16 protein-coding genes are annotated in these 21238 nt (G+C 71.4%); 8 read left to right on the forward strand and 8 right to left on the reverse strand.

Features of this window, described 5'->3' with window-relative positions:
• The first annotated feature begins 6 nt into the window (after nucleotides 1-6).
• On the forward strand, nucleotides 7-1554 hold the full coding sequence (locus BFF77_RS04825) for a substrate-binding domain-containing protein (RefSeq protein ID WP_066944120.1): 1548 nt from the start codon (nucleotides 7-9) through the stop codon (nucleotides 1552-1554).
• Here the strand turns inward: BFF77_RS04825 and BFF77_RS04830 are convergent.
• Nucleotides 1548-1853, reverse strand: a complete 306-nt coding sequence (locus tag BFF77_RS04830; RefSeq protein WP_066944159.1) for a hypothetical protein — start codon at nucleotides 1851-1853, stop codon at nucleotides 1548-1550. The two genes, BFF77_RS04825 and BFF77_RS04830, sit on opposite strands and share 7 nt — an antisense overlap.
• Nucleotides 1854-1867: 14 nt before the next feature.
• Nucleotides 1868-3013: an inorganic phosphate transporter gene (locus BFF77_RS04835; RefSeq protein WP_066944122.1), complete on the reverse strand. Its 1146-nt coding sequence runs from the start codon at nucleotides 3011-3013 to the stop codon at nucleotides 1868-1870.
• Nucleotides 3014-3487: 474 nt separating this feature from the next.
• Here BFF77_RS04835 and BFF77_RS04840 point away from each other — a divergent pair, with 474 nt between their 5' ends.
• From BFF77_RS04840 to BFF77_RS04855, 4 genes are all read left to right on the forward strand, one after another.
• Complete coding sequence (locus BFF77_RS04840) at nucleotides 3488-6358, forward strand: carbohydrate-binding protein (RefSeq protein ID WP_079124837.1); 2871 nt, start codon at nucleotides 3488-3490, stop codon at nucleotides 6356-6358.
• Nucleotides 6359-6378: 20 nt separating this feature from the next.
• Nucleotides 6379-9096, forward strand: a complete 2718-nt coding sequence (locus BFF77_RS04845) for a ThuA domain-containing protein (RefSeq protein WP_066944124.1) — start codon at nucleotides 6379-6381, stop codon at nucleotides 9094-9096.
• A 245-nt stretch (nucleotides 9097-9341) separates the two neighbouring features.
• Nucleotides 9342-10769, forward strand: coding sequence for a polyprenol phosphomannose-dependent alpha 1,6 mannosyltransferase MptB (gene mptB / locus BFF77_RS04850; protein ID WP_066944126.1), 1428 nt, complete (start codon nucleotides 9342-9344; stop codon nucleotides 10767-10769).
• A complete protein-coding gene (locus tag BFF77_RS04855; RefSeq protein WP_066944128.1) occupies nucleotides 10766-12091 on the forward strand; it encodes a glycosyltransferase 87 family protein in 1326 nt (441 codons plus the stop codon). The genes mptB and BFF77_RS04855 overlap by 4 nt, the downstream gene beginning before the upstream one ends.
• A 43-nt stretch (nucleotides 12092-12134) precedes the next feature.
• Here BFF77_RS04855 and BFF77_RS04860 read toward each other — a convergent pair whose 3' ends face one another.
• Nucleotides 12135-13484, reverse strand: coding sequence for a CAP domain-containing protein (locus BFF77_RS04860; RefSeq protein ID WP_066944130.1), 1350 nt, complete (start codon nucleotides 13482-13484; stop codon nucleotides 12135-12137).
• Between the two features lie 172 nt (nucleotides 13485-13656).
• Nucleotides 13657-14661, reverse strand: a complete 1005-nt coding sequence (locus tag BFF77_RS04865) for a ferric reductase-like transmembrane domain-containing protein (protein ID WP_079124838.1) — start codon at nucleotides 14659-14661, stop codon at nucleotides 13657-13659.
• A 189-nt stretch (nucleotides 14662-14850) separates the two neighbouring features.
• Between BFF77_RS04865 and BFF77_RS04870 the strand changes: the two genes are divergently transcribed.
• Together BFF77_RS04870 and BFF77_RS04875 are read left to right on the forward strand one after the other, a co-directional pair.
• Nucleotides 14851-15522 carry a hypothetical protein gene (locus BFF77_RS04870; RefSeq protein ID WP_066944132.1) on the forward strand — a complete coding sequence of 224 codons (672 nt, stop codon included), beginning with the start codon at nucleotides 14851-14853 and terminating at the stop codon, nucleotides 15520-15522.
• 229 nt (nucleotides 15523-15751) lie between these two features.
• The gene (locus tag BFF77_RS04875; protein ID WP_066944134.1) at nucleotides 15752-16351 is read left to right on the forward strand and encodes a sigma-70 family RNA polymerase sigma factor; all 600 of its coding nucleotides are present in this window, start codon (nucleotides 15752-15754) and stop codon (nucleotides 16349-16351) included.
• Nucleotides 16352-16402: 51 nt separating this feature from the next.
• Here BFF77_RS04875 and BFF77_RS04880 read toward each other — a convergent pair whose 3' ends face one another.
• The 4 genes from BFF77_RS04880 to BFF77_RS04895 are packed head-to-tail and all read right to left on the reverse strand — an operon-like array spanning nucleotide 16403 to nucleotide 20739.
• Nucleotides 16403-17605, reverse strand: coding sequence for an MFS transporter (locus tag BFF77_RS04880; protein ID WP_107422077.1), 1203 nt, complete (start codon nucleotides 17603-17605; stop codon nucleotides 16403-16405).
• 46 nt (nucleotides 17606-17651) lie between these two features.
• Nucleotides 17652-18911, reverse strand: a complete 1260-nt coding sequence (locus BFF77_RS04885) for an ATP-grasp domain-containing protein (protein ID WP_066944135.1) — start codon at nucleotides 18909-18911, stop codon at nucleotides 17652-17654.
• A complete protein-coding gene (locus BFF77_RS04890; RefSeq protein WP_079124839.1) occupies nucleotides 18908-20002 on the reverse strand; it encodes a pyridoxal-phosphate dependent enzyme in 1095 nt (364 codons plus the stop codon). Before BFF77_RS04890 ends, BFF77_RS04885 begins: the two co-directional genes overlap by 4 nt.
• A complete protein-coding gene (locus tag BFF77_RS04895) occupies nucleotides 19999-20739 on the reverse strand; it encodes a class I SAM-dependent methyltransferase (RefSeq protein WP_066944137.1) in 741 nt (246 codons plus the stop codon). Before BFF77_RS04895 ends, BFF77_RS04890 begins: the two co-directional genes overlap by 4 nt.
• A gap of 148 nt (nucleotides 20740-20887) precedes the next feature.
• Between BFF77_RS04895 and BFF77_RS04900 the strand changes: the two genes are divergently transcribed.
• Nucleotides 20888-21211, forward strand: a complete 324-nt coding sequence (locus BFF77_RS04900) for a DUF6191 domain-containing protein (protein WP_066944139.1) — start codon at nucleotides 20888-20890, stop codon at nucleotides 21209-21211.
• Nucleotides 21212-21238: the final 27 nt, after the last annotated feature.

Genomic DNA, 21238 nt, shown 5'->3' on the forward strand with positions numbered 1-21238 from the left:
TCCGCCATGGAATGGCTCAGCGCGGAGAATGTCATCGCCGTGGTCACGGCGGCTTTGGGCATCATCGCCTCACTGGGCGTGCTCTGGTACGAACGCCGGGTGCCACGCCGTACCCGTATCGGATACCGGGTCCAGCTCGACACTCCGGTGAGCAGCGCGGAGCGCACCGGCAGGGCCGGAATACGGCTGGGCCTCTTCCAGGACAATCCACAGCTCTCCGACGCCACCCTCGTACTGCTGCGGATCGAGAACGACGGCTCCACGAGCATCGCCGACTCCGACTACACGGGGCGCGAACTCCACGGTCTGACGGCGGAGTTCACCGACCGTACGGTCCGGGGCGTCGCGGTCACCACGACCCTTGGCGCCGACCATCTGCTGGACCACTTCTCGCCCGCGGCCGGGCTGCGCCACGCCGAGGGCGCCGTGTATCTGCCGCGCGTGCCGCTCAACCGCGGCCAGCACTTCAAACTGCTCGTCCTGCTCACCGGCGGAGCGGTCGGTGACGCGATCCGGGTCAGCGGAGGGATCAGGGACGGCGGGGTCTATCCGAACCGCAGCCCGATGCCGGACGACACCCCGCCCGTGTTCAGCAGGGCCACTCGGATGATCACCGTGCTGCTCACCGCCTGTGTGGTCGTGCTGGCCTCGATCATCGTCGTCCGGGACGACGTCCGGCCGCCGATGGGATGCGCGAAGGGCGAGCTGACGATCACCGGTTCCACGGCGTTCGAACCGGTCGCCGAGGACCTGGCGGCCAAGTACATGCGGGACTGCGTCGGCTCCACCGTCACCGTCGACGCGCGCGGCAGCCAGGAGGGCCTCCAGGAGCTGAAGGAGCGCGGCGGCGCGGCGAAGGGCGGCCCGCCCGCGCTGATCGCGCTGTCCGACGTTCCCAAGGGCGACGACCGGTTCCCCGAGCTGAGTGAGAACCCGGTCGCGGTATCCGTCTACACCCTTGTCGTCAACGATAAGGTGACGCTGCGTGATCTGAAGACCGAGCAGGTCCGTGCCCTCTACCGGGGCGACATCGGCGAGTGGCACGAGCTGCGGGGCGGCCCGAAGGGCCTGCCCGTCATCCTCGCCAGCCGGAAGTCGGGCTCCGGCACCCGTGACATCTTCCGTGACCGGGTGCTCGGCGGCGTCTACGAGCCCGCCTACTCCTCGGCCGACTGCGGCAACAAGGACGACACGTCCGCCAAGGTCTTCCGTTGTGAACTCGACAGCACCGACCGGGTCCTCGCCACCGTCGCCCGTACGGACGGCGCTATCGGGTACACCGAACTGCGCTCCGGCGCCATGCCGGAGGGGCTGCACACGCTGAGCCTGAACGGAGAGACCGCCTCCCCGGACACCATCGCCGACGGTGACTACCCGTTCCGGGAGGTCGAGTACGCGTACACCTACGGCAACCCGCCCGCCGACTCCCTCGTGGCGAGCTTTCTCAACTACCTGCTGCGCGGCAGCGGTCAGGACGTGGTCCGCACGCACGGCCATCTGCCGTGCTCGTCACCGAAGGGACAGACCATCTGCGCCGGTGACGCGGCTCAGTGAAACTGCGGGACGATCAGATAGAGGCCGTAGGCGACGGCCGCCGCGCAGGTGAGGAAACACAGCCCGGCGACGACCCGCGCGGGCGCGGAAGGCCGCCGGCGGCCTCCGCCGAGGCGCGGGCGAGCGCCGGACTCGTCACGTCGGGTGAGGATGCGCACCCCGAGCGCGAAGACGAAGACGACGCCCACGGTGGCACCGATGCTGACGAGGGTCACCTCGCCCAGACCGCTCCAGTCCAGCGCGGAGCGGTCCTGCGGGGCCAGGCGGATCTGCGGTGGAGCCGGGATCTGCGGGGCCATGCGGTCCTCCTCCATCAGATGTTCGCCTTGGCGGCCCGGGAGCGGATCGTGACGGTGTTCTCGTCGTTGACATTGCCCGAATGCACCGGATTGCGGCGGGAGACGATCACGATGAAGGCCGCCACGGCGGCGGCTGCCAGGGCGACGACGATCGTTCCGACCGTGCCGCCGTATACGACCATGGCGGCGGCGAGCGCCCCCACGGCCGCGGCCGCGGGAAGGGTGATGCACCAGCCGATGGCCATGCGTCCCGCGATTCCCCAGCGCACCTCCGCCAGCCTTCTGCCGAGCCCCGCGCCGAGGATGGCGCCGGAGCAGACCTGGGTGGTGGAGAGGGCGAAGCCGAGGTGCGCGGAGGTCAGGATCACGGTCGTGGCGGAGGACTCGGCGGTGAAGCCCTGCGGGGCGCGGATGTCGGTGAGACCGCGGCCCATGGTCCTGATGATCCGCCAGCCGCCGAGATAGGTGCCGAGGGCGATCGCCAGGCCGGCCGAGGCGATGACCCACAGCGGCGGTCCCGAGTCCGGCGCGAGCGCGCCCACGGAGATCAGGGTGAGGGTGATGACGCCCATGGTCTTCTGGGCGTCGTTGGTGCCGTGCGCGATGGAGACCAGCGAGGCGGAGACGATCTGGCCGAGCCGGAATCCGCGGTCGACGGAGGACTCCTTGCCCCGGGAGGTGACCCGGTAGACGAGATAGGTCGCCAGCAGCGCGGCGAGACCGGCGACCAGCGGGGACGCGACGGCCGGCAGGATGATCTTCTCGAGCACCACGTCGAAGTGCACACCGTGCCGTCCCGCGCCCACCCACACGGCACCGATCAGCCCGCCGAACAGGGCGTGCGAGGAACTGGACGGCAGACCCACCAGCCAGGTCAGCAGATTCCACAGGGTCGCGCCGATCAGACCGGCGAAGACCATGCCCGGGGTGACCAGGCTGTCGTTCACGATGCCGCCGGAGATCGTTCTGGCGACCTGGGTGGAGAGGAACGCGCCCACGAGATTGAGTACGCCGCTGATGAGGACCGCGACCTTGGGACGCAACGCCCCGGTGGCGATCGAGGTCGCCATGGCGTTCGCGGTGTCGTGGAATCCGTTGGTGAAGTCGAACGCCAGGGCGGTCAGGATCACCACGCCCACAAGAAAGGTGATGTGGTCCATTCGCCTCATCCAAGCGCAGCGGCCCGTACCCCGCCGACAGGCGCTGTGGGGACACCGGGCGCTTCCTCCCAAAGGATGAGTGGATCAGCCTCTTGCGCCGGTGTGCACCCATGTGACCGCCCTGCGGCCTCTGCGCGGCCTGCGGGGTGTGCGCGCCGTGTGTGACATCTGCGATGTGTGGACCGTGATGCCCCGAACCGTGCCGACGGACCGTCAGCCGCACCGGGGGAGCCGGTTCCGGGATTTTGACATTGCCTTGACAAATTAAGATCCCGTTGCCAGGCTGCAAAAACTCTAGCGAGTTTCCGCAATTACGTTGACGCCGCATCGAATCCACTTCGCCAGACCGGTATGGCTGTTGCACGGGTGACGGGACATCACCCGAGCGCAGGTTCTTCCCCCCGTGACACGGCAGCGCGATGTCGCGCGCCCGTGCCTTGCTCACCCCTCCCGCAAGGTCAGGAAGGATGCTCCATGTCAGGACCGTCACGACTGTCAGGACAGAGGCCGAGACGCCTCTGGTCACGATGGCTCACCGCGTTGGCGCTGATCGTCGGCGGTGGCGCCGTCGCGGTGCCCGCGGCCGGCGCCCCGGCGGCCGTCGCAGCGCCCGCCGTCATCCCGGCCGGTGACTACCAGCAGGTACAGCTCGCCCTCGGCGGCGCCGAGTTGGGTGAGGCGATGTCCCTCGCGGTCCTGCCGGACCGCGCGGTCGTCCACACCGCCCGCGACGGCACGGTCCGGTACACGGACGCCGCGGGCAACACCAAGACGGCCGGCAAGCTGGACGTCTACACGCACGACGAGGAAGGGCTCCAGGGCATAGCCGCCGACCCGGGCTTCGCCACGAACCGCTACCTCTACCTGTACTACTCGCCCAAGCTGACCACCCCGGGCGGCGACGCCCCGGTCACCGGAAGCGCCGCCACCTGGGAGACGTGGAAGGGTCACCTCAACCTCTCCCGGTTCACGCTGAAGACCGACGGCACTCTCGACATGACGAGCGAGAAGATCGTCCTCGAAGTGCCCAACGACCGCGGGCAGTGCTGCCACGTGGGCGGTGACATCGACTTCGACGCCGCCGGGAACCTGTATCTGACCACCGGTGACGACACCAACCCGTTCGAGTCGAGCGGCTACGCGCCGATCGACGAGCGGACGGAGCGCAACCCGCAGTTCGACGCCCAGCGCTCCTCCGGCAACACCAACGACCTGCGCGGCAAGGTCCTCAGGATCAAGCCGACGGCCGCCGGCGGCTACACCGTCCCGGCCGGAAACCTCTTCGCTCCCGGTACGGCCAACACCCGGCCCGAGATCTACGCGATGGGCTTCCGCAACCCCTTCCGGATGTCCGTCGACAAGGCCACCGGCATCGTCTACCTCGGCGACTACGGCCCCGACGCCGGAGGCACCGACGGCGGCGGGCGCGGACCGAGCGGCCAGGTCGAGTTCAACCGCATCGCCGCGCCGGGCAACTACGGCTGGCCGTACTGCACCGGTACGAACACCGCCGCCGAGACCTACGGCGAGTACACCTTCCCGAACGGTCCCTCCGGAGGGAAGTACAACTGCGCGGGCGGCCCGGCCAACAACTCCTTCCGCAACACCGGCCAGGCCACGCTGCCCGCGGCCAAGCCGGCCTGGATCAAGTACGGCGGAGACGCCGGCTCCCCGCCCGAGTTCGGCGGCGGCTCCGAGTCGCCCATGGGCGGACCGGTCTACCGCTACGACCCGAACCTGAACTCGAACGTGAAGTTCCCGCAGTCGCTCAGCGGTTACTTCTTCGCCGCCGAGTACGGCCGGAAGTGGATCAAGCCCATCGAGGTGAAGGCCGACGGCACCCCCGGTGTCATCGAGAGCTTCCCGTGGACGGGCACCCAGGTCATGGACCAGGCGTTCGGTCCGGACGGCGCGCTGTACGTGCTCGACTACGGCACCGGCGCCAACAACCAGGCGCTGTACCGGATCGAGTACATCGGCGGCAGCAACCGCAACCCGATCGCCGCCGCGGCGGCCGACAAGACCTCGGGAGCGGTTCCGCTCACGGTCCAGTTCTCCTCGGCGGGCAGTTCCGACCCCGAGGGCAAGGCCCTGACGTACTCCTGGAACTTCGGCGACGGCACCACCTCCACCGCCGCCAACCCGACCAAGACGTACACCACCGCGGGCACCTTCCGGCCGACCCTGACCGTCAGGGACCCGGAGGGCCTGACCGGCACGGCCAGCCTGGTGGTGACGGCGGGCAACACGGCGCCCACCGTCAACCTCACCGGTCCCAAGGACGGTGAACTGTTCTCCTTCGGTGACACCGTGCCCTTCTCGGTCACCGTCAGCGACCCCGAGGACGGTGCCATCGACTGCGCCAAGGTCAAGGTGACCTATCTCATCGGGCACGACGAGCACCGTCACGCGATCACCTCCAAGAACGGCTGCACCGGCACGATCGCCGTGCCCACCGACGGTGAGCACGACAGCGCCGCCAACATCTACGGGGTCTTCGACGCCGAGTACACCGACGGCGCCGGGCTGACCACGCACAGCGCCCGCATCCTCCAGCCCCGTCACCGGCAGGGCGAGCACTTCTCGGCGCAGTCCGGCGTCCAGGTGGCCGCGCACGGCAACGCCGAGGGCGGCAACACGGTCGGCTTCACCGACAACGGCGACTGGATCTCCTTCAAGCCCTACGCCCTGGGCAACGCCAACCGCATCACCGCCCGCGTCTCCTCCGGCGGCACCGGCGGCACCATCGAGGTACGGGCCGGCTCGGCTACCGGCACCCTGCTCGGTACGGTGACCGTACCGGTGACGGGCGGCTGGGAGACCTTCGCCGATGTCTCGGCCAACCTGGCCAACGCCCCGACGGCCTCCACGGAGCTCTTCCTCGTCTTCAAGGGACCGACGGGCCAGGGCAACCTGTTCGACCTCGACGCCTTCACCTTCGCCACCGGCAGCACGCCGTCCAGCCAGACCGTGGAGGGCGAGTCGTTCTCGTCGTCCCTGGGCGTCCAGGCCGCCGACCACGCCGCGGCCAGCGGTGGCAAGACGCTCGGCTACATAGAGAATGGTGACTGGGCGGGCTACGCCTCCGTCTCCACCGCCGGGGCCACGGCCTTCAGCGCCAAGGTCTCCTCGGCCGGGGCGGGCGGCACCATCCAGATCCGCTCCGGATCAGCCACCGGAGCGGTGCTCGGTTCCGTGGCCGTACCGGTGACCGGTGGCTGGGAGACCTTCACCAACGTCACCACCGCGCTGACCGGCACGGGCAGTTCGGGAGCGTTGTTCCTGACCTTCACCGGTGGCGCCGGCTCCCTGTTCGACATCGACACCCTCACCGTCACCAAGTGACGTACGGGAAAGGGACAGTGATGCTCCGACAGCTACGCCGGCTTCCGTCGGCCGCTGCCTCGGCCTTTGTCATCGCGCTCGCGCTCGTGGGAGCGTTCCTGACACCGGCCGCGACCGCGCAGGCGGCCGACCCGGCCTACAAGGTGCTCGTCTTCTCCAAGACGGCGGGCTTCCGCCACGACTCCATCCCGGCCGGTACCCAGGCCATCCGTGACCTCGGCGCGGCCAACAACTTCACCGTCACGGCCACCGAGGACAGCGCGGCCTTCACCACGGCCAATCTGGCCCAGTTCAAGACGGTGGTGTTCCTCAGCACCACCGGCGATGTCCTCAACGACACCCAGCAGTCCGCGCTCCAGTCGTACCTCGACGGCGGCGGCGGCTATGTCGGAGTGCACGCCGCGGCCGACACCGAGTACGGCTGGCCGCAGTACGAGGGGATCGTCGGCGCCTGGTTCAAGAGCCACCCGGCGATCCAGCAGGCCACGCTGAAGACCGAGGACCGGGCGCACGCGGCCACCTCGCATCTCGGCCAGACCTGGTCGCGCACCGACGAGTGGTACAACTACCGTGCCAACCCGCGTGGCAACGTCCGGGTGCTCCAGAGCCTGGACGAAGGCAGCTACAGCGGCGGCGACATGAGCGGTGACCACCCCATCACCTGGTGCCACCCGCAGGGCAACGGCCGGTCCTTCTACACCGGTCTCGGCCACACCGCCGAGTCCTACGCCGACCCGGCCTTCCGCAACCTCCTGCTCGGCGGAATCCGCTACGCGGCCGGTTTCGCCAAGGCCGACTGCCGTGCCGAGACCGGCTACACGCCGATCTACAACGGCTCGACCACCGGCTGGGCGCAGGCGGGCCCCGGCAGCTTCACCAACACCGACGCCACCCTCACCTCCACGGGCGGCATGGGCCTGTACTGGTACCAGGCGAAGCAGTACAACGCGTACTCGCTGAAGCTGGACTGGCGGATGCCCGGGGACGACAACTCCGGTGTGTTCGTGGGCTTCCCCTCCTCCACCGACCCCAACTCGGCGGTGAACCAGGGGTACGAGATCCAGATCGACGCCACCGACACGGCCGACAAGACCACCGGCTCCATCTACGGCTTCAAGTCGGCCGACATCGCCGCTCGCGACGGTGCGCTCAACCCGCCGGGGGCGTGGAACACCTACGAGATCCGGGTGGAGGGGGAGCGGCTCCAGGTCTTCCTCAACGGTGTGAAGATCAATGACTTCACCAACACCGACCCGGTACGGTCCCTCCAGCAGGGATACATCGGCATCCAGAACCACGGCACCGGCGACGACGTGTCCTTCCGCAACATCCGGATCAAGGAACTGGGGGGAACCACTCCTCCCCCCGGGTCGACGTCGACCTACGAGGGCGAGTCCTACACGTCCTCCGCGGGTGTCCAGCCCGCCGACCACGGCTCCGCCAGTGGCGGCAGGACGCTGGGCTACATCGAGAACGGTGACTGGGCCGGCTACTCCCAGGCCTCGCTCACCGGCGCCACGACCTTCAGCGCGAAGGTCTCCTCGGGCGGTACCGGCGGCACCCTCCAGGTGCGCTCCGGCTCCGCCACCGGCGCGGTGCTCGGCTCGGTGACCGTTCCCAACACCGGCGGCTGGGAGAACTTCCGTACCGTCACCACCGCGCTGAGCGGCAACGCGACCGGACCGGTCTTCCTGACCTTCACCGGCGCGGCGGGCTCCCTCTTCGACATCGACACCTTCACGCTGGAGAGGCCGGCGGCGTTACAGGCCTCGTCGGCGAATGTCCACCTCTTCTACTACCCGTGGTACGGCAGCCCCGCCAAGTACGGCAGCTACCGCCACTGGCAGCAGGGCGGCCGCACGCCGCCGCAGGACATTGGCGCCGATCTCTACCCGAAGCTCGGGGCGTACGACTCCGGTGACTACACCGGAGCCGTCGCGCAGCACATGAAGTGGGTCAAGCGCTCGGGCGCGGGAGTCATCGTCTACAGCTGGTGGGGCAAGGGAGGTTACGAGGACACCCTCGCCAAGGGTGTCCTGGACGCGGCGGCGCGCGAGGGCGTCAAGGTGGCCTGGCACATCGAGCCCTACGCGAACCGCACGGCGGCCTCCGTGGTGTCCGACATCCAGTACATCAACACCACGTACGGCAACCACCCCGCCTTCTACCGCGACGCCGAGCACAACAACCGCGCGGCCTTCTACATCTTCGAGAGCCTCAGGATCACCGACTGGACCGCTCTCGACCAGGTCACGCAGAAGAACACCGTCCTGGCGCAGACCACCGACACCAGCAAGATCGCGCACTTCTCGGGGCTCTACACCTATGACGGGATCGCGGGCGCCACGGCCCCCGGCTGGAAGCAGGCCGGAGACTACGCGCGCGCGAACGGACTGATCTGGGCCCCCTCGGTCGCCCCCGGCTACATCGACGACCGAGCGGTTCCCGGCAACACGACCCCGACCCTCGGCAGGGCCAACGGGGCCACGTACGACAAGGAGTGGAGCAACGCGCTCGACCCCGCCATCGGCGGATCGCCCACCTGGGTCTCCGTCACGTCCTTCAACGAGTGGCACGAAGGCAGCTCGATCGAACCGGCCTCGTCCGCACCGCCCGGTGGCTTCGGCTACCAGACCTTCGCGGGCGCGTACGGCAAGACCGGCGCGGACGCCGAGAACGCCTATCTCGACCGGACGAAGTACTGGGTCGACCGGTTCGCCGCGCGCCAGGTGCGCTGAGCACCGACGCGGGGAATGACACGGCGACCACGCACACGGACGGGCCCCGGGGAAACCCGGGGCCCGTTCCCGTGTCCGTATCCGTATCCGGGCGCGGGCGCGGGCGCGTGCCCGTTCCCGTGCCCGAATCCGTCCTGTATCCGGGGCCCGTTCCCGTCCGGGCTTAACACGGTGGATATGCGTAAGCCACCGGCCCGTGGTGAGGGCGTCGCCTTCCGGCCACCACCTCCTGGGAGCCTCCACAGATGCTCGCCCTGAACGCGGATGTGGACCCGAACCGATGCCGGACGCTGGGGCTCGCGGGTTCCGTCGCGCTCACCGCCGGCGGTCTGACCGCGGGCGCGCTGCCGGTACGCGAGGAGCTTCTGCCCACCTCCGGACGCGCCGCGCTGGGCGTGCTCTGCGCGTACTTCGGGCTCGTCCTGCTGATCGCCGCCTGGTGGTGGCTGGGCCGCGCCGTGCGCGGCCCCCGGCCGCCCACCCCGCGCGCGCTGCTGGTGACCCTCGGGACCTGGGCGGCGCCGCTGCTGCTCGGACCGCCACTGTTCAGCCGGGACGTGTACAGCTATCTGGCGCAGGGCGCCATGGTCGACGCGAGGATCGACGTGTACACCTACGGGCCCGCGCAGTTGGGCGGACCGCTCGCCACCGAGGTGCCGCCCGTCTGGCAGCACACGCCGGCGCCGTACGGTCCCGTGTTCCTCGCCGCCGCGGCCAAGGCGGCCGACCTGGCCCATGTCGACATGAACGCCGGGATCCTCGGGATGCGGCTGGTCGCGCTGCTCGGTGTCGGGCTGATGATCGCCTTTCTGCCGCTGCTCGCCGACCGCTGCGGTGTGGAGCGCTCCGCCGCGCTCTGGCTCGGCGCGCTCAACCCGCTGGTGCTGCTCCACCTTGTCGCGGGCGCCCACAACGACGCCCTCATGCTGGGGCTGCTCGCGGCCGGGCTGGTGGCGGCGCTGGGCGGCTGGCCCGTCAGAGCGGCCTTTCTCGTCTCGCTCGCGGCACTGGTCAAGGCGCCGGCGGCGCTCGGTCTGCTCGCGGTCGCCGCGCTCTGGTCCGGCCACTTCACCGGACGGGCCCGTACGTTCAGAGCCGCCGCGCTGACCTGTGCCATCGCCCTCGCCACCACCGTGGTCGTCACAGCCGTGACCGGTACCGGCTATGGCTGGCTCGGTGCGCTCAGCACACCCGTCTCGCCCGACAACTGGTCGCTGACCAGCGGACTCGGCCGGCTCTGCGGCGCGCTGCTGGACTCCGTGGGCAGCGGGCTCGCCGATCTGGCCGTACCGGCGTGGCGATGGCTCGGCCTTGTGGCCACCGCCGTGTCCGTGGTGGTCCTGTGGCTGCGCCGGGTGCGGCTGGGACCGGTCTACGCGCTGGCGCTGAGCCTGCTCGCGGTCTTCGCGCTGGGCCCGGCCTTCCGGCCCTGGTACGCCCTGTGGGGCCTGTTCCTGATCGCCGCGGCCGCGCCCGACGGACGGATACGGCGCTGGGCCGCGGCCGGCAGCGGTGTGCTCGCCCTCGGACTGCTGCCCAACGGCTATCCACCGGACGGTATGCAATTGACGCTCGCCGTGGGCGGAGGAGCGCTCGCGCTGCTCGCGCTCTGGTGGATGTTCGAGATGTCGGCCCCGAGCGCCGTCGCCTCTCGGCCCCGGGTGGTGTCATGAGAGGGCTCCATCCCGTCCTGGCGAGACCGGCCGGGCGGATCACCGTCGCGGTCTGCCTGGTCGTGGCCACGGCGGTCTTTCTCGCGACCGTCCCCCTGCACCGGGACTTCTTCGACGTCGCCGTCTACTACGGCACCGTCGACGACTGGATCAACGGCGACGGCCGGATCTACGACTATCTCAAGCCGGGCACCCACTACGGTTTCACCTACCCGCCCTTCGCCGCCGTCTCCATGCTGCCGATGGCACTGGTGTCCTGGCCGGTCGCCGTGGGCATCAGCATCGCGCTGAGCGTCGCCGCGTCGGCGCTGCTGCTGCACTGGCTGGTGGGCCCGATCATCCGGCGCACCTGCCGCAACCGGTGGTTCGCCTTCACCGTGGCCGGCTGTCTGTTCGCGTTGTTCGAACCGGTTCGTGACACCTTCAGCTTCGGCCAGGTGAACCTGCTGCTCGTCGCGCTGGTCTTCACCGACGCCTGGCTGCTGACCACCGGACGCGGCCGGTACGCGGGCATCGGTATCGGCCTCGCCTCCGCGATCAAGCTCACGCCCGCGCTCTTCATCCTCTACCTGCTGATCACCGGGCGCAGACGGCAGGCGGCCGTGGCGGCGGGCACCGCGTGCGCCGCGACCGCGCTCGCCGCCCTGATCGATCCCGGTGCCAGCCGGACCTTCTGGACCGACGCCCTGTGGAACACCGACCGGGTCGGCTCGCTCAGCTATGTCTCCAACCAGTCGCTGCAAGGCGTACTGGCCCGTCTCCAGCCGGATCATCCCAGCCGCGCGGTGTGGCTGGTGTGCGTCCTCGCCGTCCTCGCGCTCTGGGCGTACCGGGCCCGCGCGGCCGTCCGCGACGGGGACGACCGGGCCGGGTTCGCCCTGACCGCGCTGGCCGCCTGTCTGGTCAGCCCCGTCACCTGGGTCCACCACCTGGTCTGGGTGATCCCCGCCCTCGTCGTACTGACGGACACCGCCCTGCGGGGCGAACGCCGGGAGCGCCGGGCGCTGTTGGCGGTGTGCGCGGTGCTGTATGTGATCCTGTGCAGCAGTGTGGTCTGGCTCTGGCGCTGGAACTCGACCGGGCTCGGTGCCTTCCTCGGTGCGAACGCCTATGTGTGGATCACCCTCGGCCTGCTCTTCGTACGGCTGTCGCCCCAGAACGGGCCGCTGCCGGAGGCGGGCGCCGCGACCGGGGAGAAGACCGGGGAAGCGGCCCGGCGGAAGGCCGACGGAGCGGACGGGGACGACGGGCCGCAGGCCACGAGGGAGACCGAGGGAGAGGTCACCGGCGGGCTCACGGGCGGCGCGGGCGCCATGCGATGAGCGGACCCGGCCCGGGACCGGTCCGGCCGGCCCTATTGGGCGGTCAGATCTGGCCGAAGAGCTGGGTCCAGTAGGTTCCGGCGGGGCCGCCGCCCGCGAAGCCGGTGCCGAGGTGGGTGAAGTCCGGTTTGAGGATGTTGGCCCGGTGGCCCGGACTGTTCATCCATCCCCGGACCACCTCGCGCGGGTCGCGCTGGCCGCAGGCGATGTTCTCGCCGATGCCCCGGTGCGTCGCGCCCGCGGCGGCGGCGCGGTCCCAGGGCGCGAGTCCCTCGGGCGAGGTGTGCGAGTAGAAGGCGCGCGCCGCCATGTCGGCGCTGTACGCCTGGGCCGCCGAGGCCAGGCGCGGGTCGTCGGCCAGGGGCCGCAGGCCGGCCGCCGTCCGCTCCGCGTTGGTGAGGGCGACGACCTCGGCGGCGGTCCGTATCAGTCCGTCGGGGGTGAACGGGCGCGCCCAGAGCGCCGTCCAGTAGACCTCGCCCGAGCGGGCGTCGACGGCGTGGCCGAGCCCGGCGTCGGTCAGCGAGGGGTCGAACAGCGGCCCGCGGATCGTCTCGCCGCCGAGGCAGTACTCCACGAACGCGCGCGGCGTACGCGGTCCGGAGACGAGATGCTGGTCGATACGGAGATAGTGGTAGCCGCCCGCGACGACGCGCTGGAAGACGGACACCCCGTCGGCGCCCTCCGCGCCGAGCCGCCGCTGTGCCGCCATCGCCGCCGCGTGGACCTGGGCCGCGGCGGAGAGTCTGCCGTCCAGGGCGACGGCGGGGACACCCGCCCTGAGCCGTTCGGCCCGGACGAGCTCCGCGAACTCCCTCGCCTCGCCGGACCCGGTGAACAGGGCGCGCCCGGCCGGACCGCCGTGCGCGCGGGCGGCCGAGGGCGGCGGAGGCCCGGCGGGTGCGGTGGCCTCCTCGGTCACCTCCACGCCGAAGTCCCGGGCGATGCCGGCCAGCCCGTCCGCGTACCCCTGGCCGAGCGCCCGCAGCTTCCAGCCCGCGCCGCGCCGGTAGATCTCCGCCAGCAGCAGTACCGTCTCGTGCGTCGGGCGCGCGGGAGTGAACCGGGCGAGCACGCCCCGGCCGCCACCGCCGCGCACGGTCAGCGTCGGCACCGGCAGCCGGCCCAGCGCGACGCCCGGGTCGGCCGGGCTGATGACCACCGTGACCCGGCTCGCGCCCGCCCGAAGCCGCCGCGGATCCACACCGGCGCCGCCGTCGTACAGCCGGGCGCCCGGGGCCGACGGCTGGTTGTAGAAGACGAAGTCGCCGTCGCCGCCCACCTTCCCGCTGTCGTCGGTGATGAGTACGGACAGGTCGAAGGGGCCCGGCACATCGATCGTCAGCGCCGTGTCCGGCAGCGCCAGATTCCCGCCGGGAACCAGCTCGATCATCGGCACCGCCCGTTCCGTTCCGTCCCGTGTCCTCGTCCTCAGCGCCGCAGGCGTCGCGCGGCGCTGCCGGGAGAACGTCGCGGAGGGCGGCCACGGTTCCATGAGCCGGGTCCCGTCCCGCCGACGGGACCACCCGGCGCTCGGGCATTGTCCGGCCGGACAGGGCCAGGTCCTAGTCCTCGTTGTGGGTGGACGAGGTGTCGTGCGGCGGGACCGAGCGCCCGCCGTCGTTTCCGCTGATGATGACGGCGAGCAGGGCGACGACGGCTCCCGCCGCCGCGAGGCGTCCGCCGAGGCGCAGGCCCCAGCCCGCACGCGAGCCGGAGTGGGCACCGGGGCGCGACAGCCGCTCGGAACGGCGCGCGGGGCGCAGCAGGCGCGCGAGCAGGAGCGCGGCGATGGGCAGTTGCAGCAGCCAGACCGTCGTGCGGAACCAGCCGTCGTACCAGACGTTCGTGCCGTACAGCAGGGTGTGCCACACGCTCAGCACATAGACGACGATCACGAACCGGTGCAGAACACGCCAGGTCTTGGGGCCGATACGGTGTCTGATGTAGAAGAGCAGCCCGAGCGGGACCGCCAGATAGAGCGCGGCCTGGCCGAGGGGGATGGCGAGCTGGCCCGTGCCCGAGTCGTAGCCGCCCGGCACGAACGACTCCACGAAGGCGGTGGAGAGCCGGGAGTGCCAGCGCGCGGTGTCGTGCCGGACCAGCTCCGCGGCGAAGAGCAGCGCGTGGGCGAGGATCAGGGCGATGGTGTTCAGGCTGGTCGTACGGTGCAGCCGTTCCAGGCGCTGGGGCGACAGCGGCAGCCGGCCGGGCCGGGGCCCGGAGAGCAGCAGGCCCAGTACGACGGTGGTCCATGCCCAGAGCAGGGCCGACCAGCCGAAGGCCTGGCTGAGGAAGTACATCCAGAAGCCGCCCGCGTCGGCCATGAAGGGCATGACGGACACGGTGGACGAGGTCTTGGCCTTGATACGGGCGTAGAGCAGGGCGAAGACGGCGGCGGTCACCACCAGGGCGATCAGACCGTCCGGTATCGACGCTCTGAGATCCGATCTCAGGGTGACTCTGGTCTGTGTCCGGTCCGCGGTGTTCGTATCGCTCGTGGTGTCCGTGCCGGACGTGGTGCTCGCGCCGGCCGGCTCGGGGGCGGCGGGCGTGGGGGACGGCTTCATCTGGGCGGCTCTCTCGACGGCTTCGGCGGGTTACCGGAGCAGTCGGGTCCCGGTCGGGGAAAGTTCCCGGCGAGTTGGTGTGACATGGATCACATCATCTGGGTGTCCTCCTAAAGCGGCCGAACCATCGACGTATCCGGATCAGCAGCCCTTTTCCGAGGCTCCGTCCCGGGTGACACGATGTCAGCCATGAGAGCCGGGCCCGCACTCCGACTCACACGTGCCGCGGTGTTCGCGGCCGTGTGCGTAGCGGTGTCCGGACTCGGCCACGCGCTCCAGTCAGACACACCGCTGCCGTGGCCCGCCCTCGTCCTCGCGCTGATCGCCGCGGGCGTCGCGGGCTGGTGGCCGGCCGGGCGTGAGCGCGGCGCGCCCACCGTCGTGGGCGCGAGCGCGGCCGGGCAGGTGACGCTGCACGCGCTGTTCAGCTGGACCCATGTCCTTGTGCCGGGTGCCGGGGCCGGACGGCCCATGGACATGCCCGGGACGGGGCGTTCGGACACGGCGGCGCACGCGCACTCCGGGATGACCGAAGGGCCGACGGATCTTCTGGCCCTCGTCCTGGCCTTCGACGGTCACTCCCTGACCTCCGGCATGGCCCTGGCCCATCTGGTGGCCGGGCTGCTCTGCGGCTGGTGGCTGTGGCGCGGCGAGGCGGCGGTCGGCCAACTCGGGCGCTCACTCGCGCTGTTCGTCTGCGCTCCGCTGCGACGGGCCTGGCGGGTGCTGTCCGGCGCCATGACGCCGCCGCCGCGCACACGGACCGCGGCGCTCCACCGGCGCCACCGCCGTCCGCGCCGGCTCGTGGTGCTCCACGGCATCTCCCGCCGGGGCCCGCCCTTCGTCCCGTCCTTCGACTGACCCTTCGCCGCCGCCCGTCGCGGGCTCCGGCGCTCCGGCGGCGGTGACCGCGCCGGGCCGTCGGTGTGCCCGTACCCCGTGGCCGAGGGTCTCTCAGGCACGCGCACGTGCCTGTTCACAGGCCTGCCGGCGCACCGCCGTCCCACCGCGGCAGCCGGCCACCGATGGCGCCGCGCCCTGCCCCGCCCGGCGCGGTCCGGCGCCGCGAGGACGCGAAGGACCGAGTGCGATGTTCCCTGCCCCACCGACCCATCCACGTACCGTCAGATCCGCCCAACGCGACGGGGAGATCACCGCGTGGGCACTGGCCGCCGGAACCGGCGACCGGGAGGCGGCCGAGCGCTTCGTGCGCGCGACCTACGACGACGTACGGCGGTTCGTCGCGCATCTCAGCGCCGACGTCCCGGGCGCCGAGGATCTGGCCCAGGAGACCTATCTGCGGGCCCTGACCAGCCTGGCGAAGTTCGCGGGCCGGTCCTGCGCGCGCACCTGGCTGCTGTCGATCGCGCGGTGCGTGGTCATCGACCGCTACCGCAGCGCCGCCGCCCGGCCACGGGTCGCCGACACCACCGACTGGCAGGCGGCGGCCGAACGCGCGCAGCCGCGCCATCTGCCCGGTTTCGACGAGACCGTCGCGGTGTTCGACGCCCTGGACGCGATGGATCCGTCACGGCGGGAGGCCTTCGTCCTGACGCAGTTACTCGGGCTGTCCTACGCGGAGGCCGCCGGGGCCGCGGGCTGTCCCGTCGGTACGGTCCGCTCCCGTGTGGCGCGCGCCAGACGCGATCTCGCCTCGGTCTGGCAGCCCGCTCCGGCGGTCCGTACGTAGGCCCTGTCCGCGCGCGGTGACCGCGCGTCGCCGGCGCCGCCGGACCGGTCGTCAGGACCGGCGGCGCCTCACCCGCGTCATCAGGGCCGGCAGGAGCGGCAGGATCAGACATTGGAGCGACACCGCGAGCCAGAAGCCCGGGACCATTCCCGCGCCCTCCGCGATCCCGTAGAGCTGGCCGCCGGCCACTCCGCTGGCGAACGCGCCGATCCCGGCGGCCAGCCGCTGCCGGCCGAAGACGGTGGCGGGCTCGGCGGACGACCGGGCCAGTGCCTCCAGATCGTTCTTCAGGAAGAGAACGATCTCGCCCAGACAGATCAGCGCGGCGCCCGCGCCGATGCCCGGACGGCCACCGGCCGCGATGACCGCCGTTCCCGCCGCCATCGCGCCGAAGCCCACCCGTATCGCGGTGCGGTAGGCGAGAGCGGCGATCCACTCCGACAGCAGGGGCTGCGCGACGACGAGGAGGCACGCGTATCCCATCAGCACCGCGCCGTAGAACGACGCCGAGGTACGGGGCACCGCGTAGAGCGCCAGATAGTGCTGGAAGAACATGAAGACGTACACGCTCAGTACGGTGACCGTGAAGGGCAGCGCCTCGCGGCGCGGAGGCGGTGACCCGGCCGCCGCCGGAGGTGTGGCGGGCGACGGCGCCGCGGTCGGCCGGGGCTCCGGCGCCGGTGGCGCCGGCGGCAGCAACGCGTGTCCGGCGCCGACCGCGGCGAACAGCAGCGTCACCGTACCGAACAGCGCGCCCGGCGACGTCAGGACGAACGGCGCGGCGGCCGGCGGGCCGAGCGCGATCCCCGCGTTGAACGCCGAACCGCTGGCCGACAGCAGCCGGGGCCGCTCCGACTCCCGCGCGCCCTCCACCAGATACGCCTTGTTCGCGGGCAGGTAGAGCGCCGCGCCGCACGAGACGAGGAACAGCGCGCCGACGGCGAGCACGGGACTGCCGAGCCCCGGCAAAAACGCCGCGAACCCCGCGGTGCGCACGCCCAGCGCCACCAGCATCGTGGCCCGCAGCCCGATCCGCCGCGCCAGCGCCGCGCCCGCCACCCCACCGGAGAACTGCACCAGCGAGGCGACGGCGAGGACCGCCCCGACCGTACCGAGGCCGAGCCCGAGCCGCTGGTGCAGCAGTACCGACATGTACGGCAGTACGGCGAAGCTGCCCAGGGTGATCAGGAACGAGCAGCCCAGCAGGAACGACTGCGGGCCGGTCGGCCGCCGTCCGCCCGCGCCGCGCCGCAGGGTGGAGGTACGGGCACGGGTCAGGTCCTTTCCGCCGCCCTCGCGCTCACCGCCCACCGTCGTCCACGAGGACGGGACGCACACCCGCCGCGGCGCTCGCCGCCCGGTGCAGCGCCAGCTCCGCGGTGGCCGCCTCCGCCATGACCATTCCGGTGCAGCCGCGCTGATCGGTCACCGTGGCGATCGTGTCGCCGGGTGCCCGCACCGGGTACCAGCGCACCGCGCCGGGATAGGCTCCGAGCCCGTCGAGTCCGCGCCAGCCCGCTAGTTCACCGGCCCTGTCCGGATAGACGAGGACGAACCCACAGGCGGGACCGGTGTGTGCGAGCGGCGCGTCCATCAGCCGGGGACGGCGGCCGAGCGCGGCGTCGATCATGGCGTCGTACACATTGGTCCGCAGGGACCGGCACAGTGCCTCACCGACCAGGGCGCCGCCGATTCTCCGGTTGATCTCGACCAGTTCGGGGCCTTCGGCGGTGAGGATGAACTCCACATGGGCGAAACCGCTGTGGTGCCCGGCCGTGTGCAGCACCCGGCCCGCCCACTCCTCGATGCCGGCCGACTCGCCGGGAGGCAGCGCGACCGGGAAGGCGGCGGCCTCCTCCCGCACGGCGGGCTCCCGCGAGGTCTGCCGGCTGAGCACCCCCAGCAGCCGGGTGTCCCCGTCCCAGCTCAGTGTCTCCGCGCTGTAGAGCGGCCCCGCGAGGAAGGGCTCCGCGAACAGCGCCCCGGTGAGGGAGCGCCGGCCGGCCTCGGCGAGCGCGGCGCGCAGCGCCTCCTCGTCCCTGACCACCCAGACATCGCGGGACGAGGTGCCCGCGGAGTCCTTGAGGACGGCCGGCAGCCCGATCGTACGGAGCACCTCGGCGGCAGCCGTGTCCGCGTCCGACGGGTCCGCGCCCGACGGCACGGGTACGGCGGGCCCCTTGCTCAGCCCGGCGCCGTGCAGCAGCGCCCGTATCCGCGCCTTGTCGCGCAGCACCCGTACCGCCGCCGGATCGGGGCCCGGCAGGCCGAACTCGGCCGCCAGATCGGCGGCCGGCACGCTCCACGTGTCCGTGGTGTTGACGAGACCGGTCAGTCGGGGCAGGGCCGCCAGCGCGCGCCGTGTCGCCGCCGTGTCGAAGGTGTCGACGTCGACGACGGTGAGCGCGCCGTCCGGCAGGGTGTCCGGGAGCGTGGCCAGTTCATGCCGGTACACGGTCCGGTCGCCCGTCAGCAGTGTCAGTCCGTGTCCCGCGTCGGCCGCCGCGGCGGCCATCCTGGCCAGCCCGAAGGACAGCGACTCCAGCGCGGCGATCGTCATGACGGCTCTCCCTGCGACAGCGGTTTCGGCCGGACACCGGAGGCTGTGCTCTCCGGTCCCATGTCGGCCACGACAAGTTCCTTGTGGGAGCGGCGCTCCCACTCCATCACCGACCACGGCGGCCGGAGCCCGTCCAGGCCGAGGATGCGGTGGGGCCGCAGGGCGTGTACGTCCGGTGCCTCGGCGTGCCGGGCGAACACCCGCTCCGCGTACCGGTGTCCGGTGTCCGCGCCGATGACAAGATGCTGCCGACCGGGGTCGCGGTCCGCCTCCCAGCCCGCGACAAGATGCGCGGCTCCGGTGGACAGCCCGGCGAACACGGCGTGTTCACGGAGCAGACCGACCGCGCCCGCCATCGCATGGCGGAAGTCCACCCAGTGGAGCGTGTCGTACAGCTCGTGCCGGACGTTCTCGAAGGGGATGGAGCTTCCGATGCCCGCGATGATCGCCTCGGGGTCGCTGAACCGCTCGCTGCCGAAGGTGACACTTCCGTACGGCTGGATTCCCACCAGCCGTACCGCGCGCCCCGATCCGCGCAGCGCCTCCACCAGACCGCCCGTCGACGCGCCGGTGCCGACGGCGCCGACCACCGTCAGCGGGCTGTCGGGCAGCGCGTCGGCGACCAGCGCCGCGAACTCCCGGTACCCGGCGTAGTGCACGGCGTCGTGGTACTGCCGCATCCAGTGGAAGTCCGGTCTGCGGGCGAGGAGTTCACGGACATGGCGCACCCGGCGCTCCTGGTCGAGCCGGAGGCTCTCCGACGGGGGCATCTGGTCGACCGTCGCGCCCAGCACCTCCAACTGGGCACGCATCACCGCGTCCACGGTCGTCGACGCCACGATGTGGCAGCGCAGTCCGTAGCGGTGGCAGGCCATGGCGAGCGCCAGCGCGTAGATCCCGCTCGAACTGTCGATGAGAGTCTGCCCGGGGACGATACGGCCGCGCCGCAGCAGCGCACGGACCGCGCCGAGCGCCGCGTACACCTTCATCGTCTCGAAGCGGGCGAGCACGACATTGCCGCCGAGCCTGATCAGATCGGGCGCCTTCATCGCGTCGGTGACATGCTCGTGTATCGGTGTACGCGCCGTCATTTCCGTGTCCCCCGTACGATCAGCCGGCGCGAGCGCTGGTCGTAGCCGGAGCCGTCGAAGCCTCCGAAGCACTCGATGCCGGTGAATCCGGCAGCGACGAAGAGATCGTGCAGCTCGGCGGCGCTGTAGAGGTGGGAGGTGAGGGACGCCGTACGCGCCGTCGAGCCGCGTACCAGCGTCCAGTCGGTCCTCAGCCGGCGCCAGCTGTCGAGCACCGTGTCGCGCTGGACGACATACGAGCCGTCCGGGAGGTCGACCGCCTGCGGCCGTCCGATCCAGCCCGCCAGGACCTCCTTGCCCATCACGTCCACCAGCAGCCGGCCGCCGGGCGCGAGGGACTCGCGCGCGTTGCGCAGCACCCGCAGATTGTCGTCGGGATCGTCGAAGTAGCCGAAGGACGTGAAGACATTGAGCACGATGTCGAAGGAGCCGGGCTCGGCGTACTCCAGCATGTCCGCCCTGATCAGCCGTACATCCGCACCGGCCGTCGCGCACGCCGTCCTCGCCCGCTCCAGCATGACCGCGCTGAGGTCGACGCCGGTGACGGTATAGCCGCGCCGCGCCAGCGGCACCAGAAAGAGCCCGGGGCCGCAGCAGAGATCCAGCACCCGGGAGCCGGGCGGGAAGTCCAGCAGCGGGGAATCCGCCACGATGCCCGCGACCTCCTCGCCGCGCGCGGCCGAGAACATCGTGGGCGCGAAGTCGGACCAGAGGGAGTCGTCCTCGTACCACTTCAACCGTGCTGCCCTCTTCCTGAGCCTCGACGGCCCCTGATACCGGCCCGGTGCGGCCCCTGATCGCCGCGTCCTTGTGACGTCCTTGTCAGTAGTCGGCCGTTGTCCACAGGTGGTTCCCGGGAGATCGGGGATGCCGGAGAATGGGCGCATGGAGACGATGGTGTTCATGACGCTGCCGGGGCTGGTCATCCTGCTGACCGTCGTGGCCTTCGTCGATCAGCTTCTGCTGCGCGCGGGACGTGCCGGAATGCTGCCCTGGCGGAACGGCGCGCGACAGGGACAGGTCTCGGCGACCGGGTTCGAGCAGTTGCACGCGACCTTCTCGCCGGGCAAGCAGAGCGAGCTGGGGGAGCGGCAGTCGGCCCTGCTGCTGAGGGACGACGAGGAGGACGGTGCCCCGCCGCACCGGACCACGGTGGATCTGGACGGCGGGACAGCGGTGATACGGATACCGACGGCCGGCGGACACTGACGCGGACCGGTCCTCGGAGGGCGGTGC

Origin of the sequence: Streptomyces lushanensis (genome assembly GCF_001700515.1) — a bacterium.
Taxonomy (GTDB): Bacteria; Actinomycetota; Actinomycetes; order Streptomycetales; family Streptomycetaceae; genus Streptomyces; species Streptomyces lushanensis.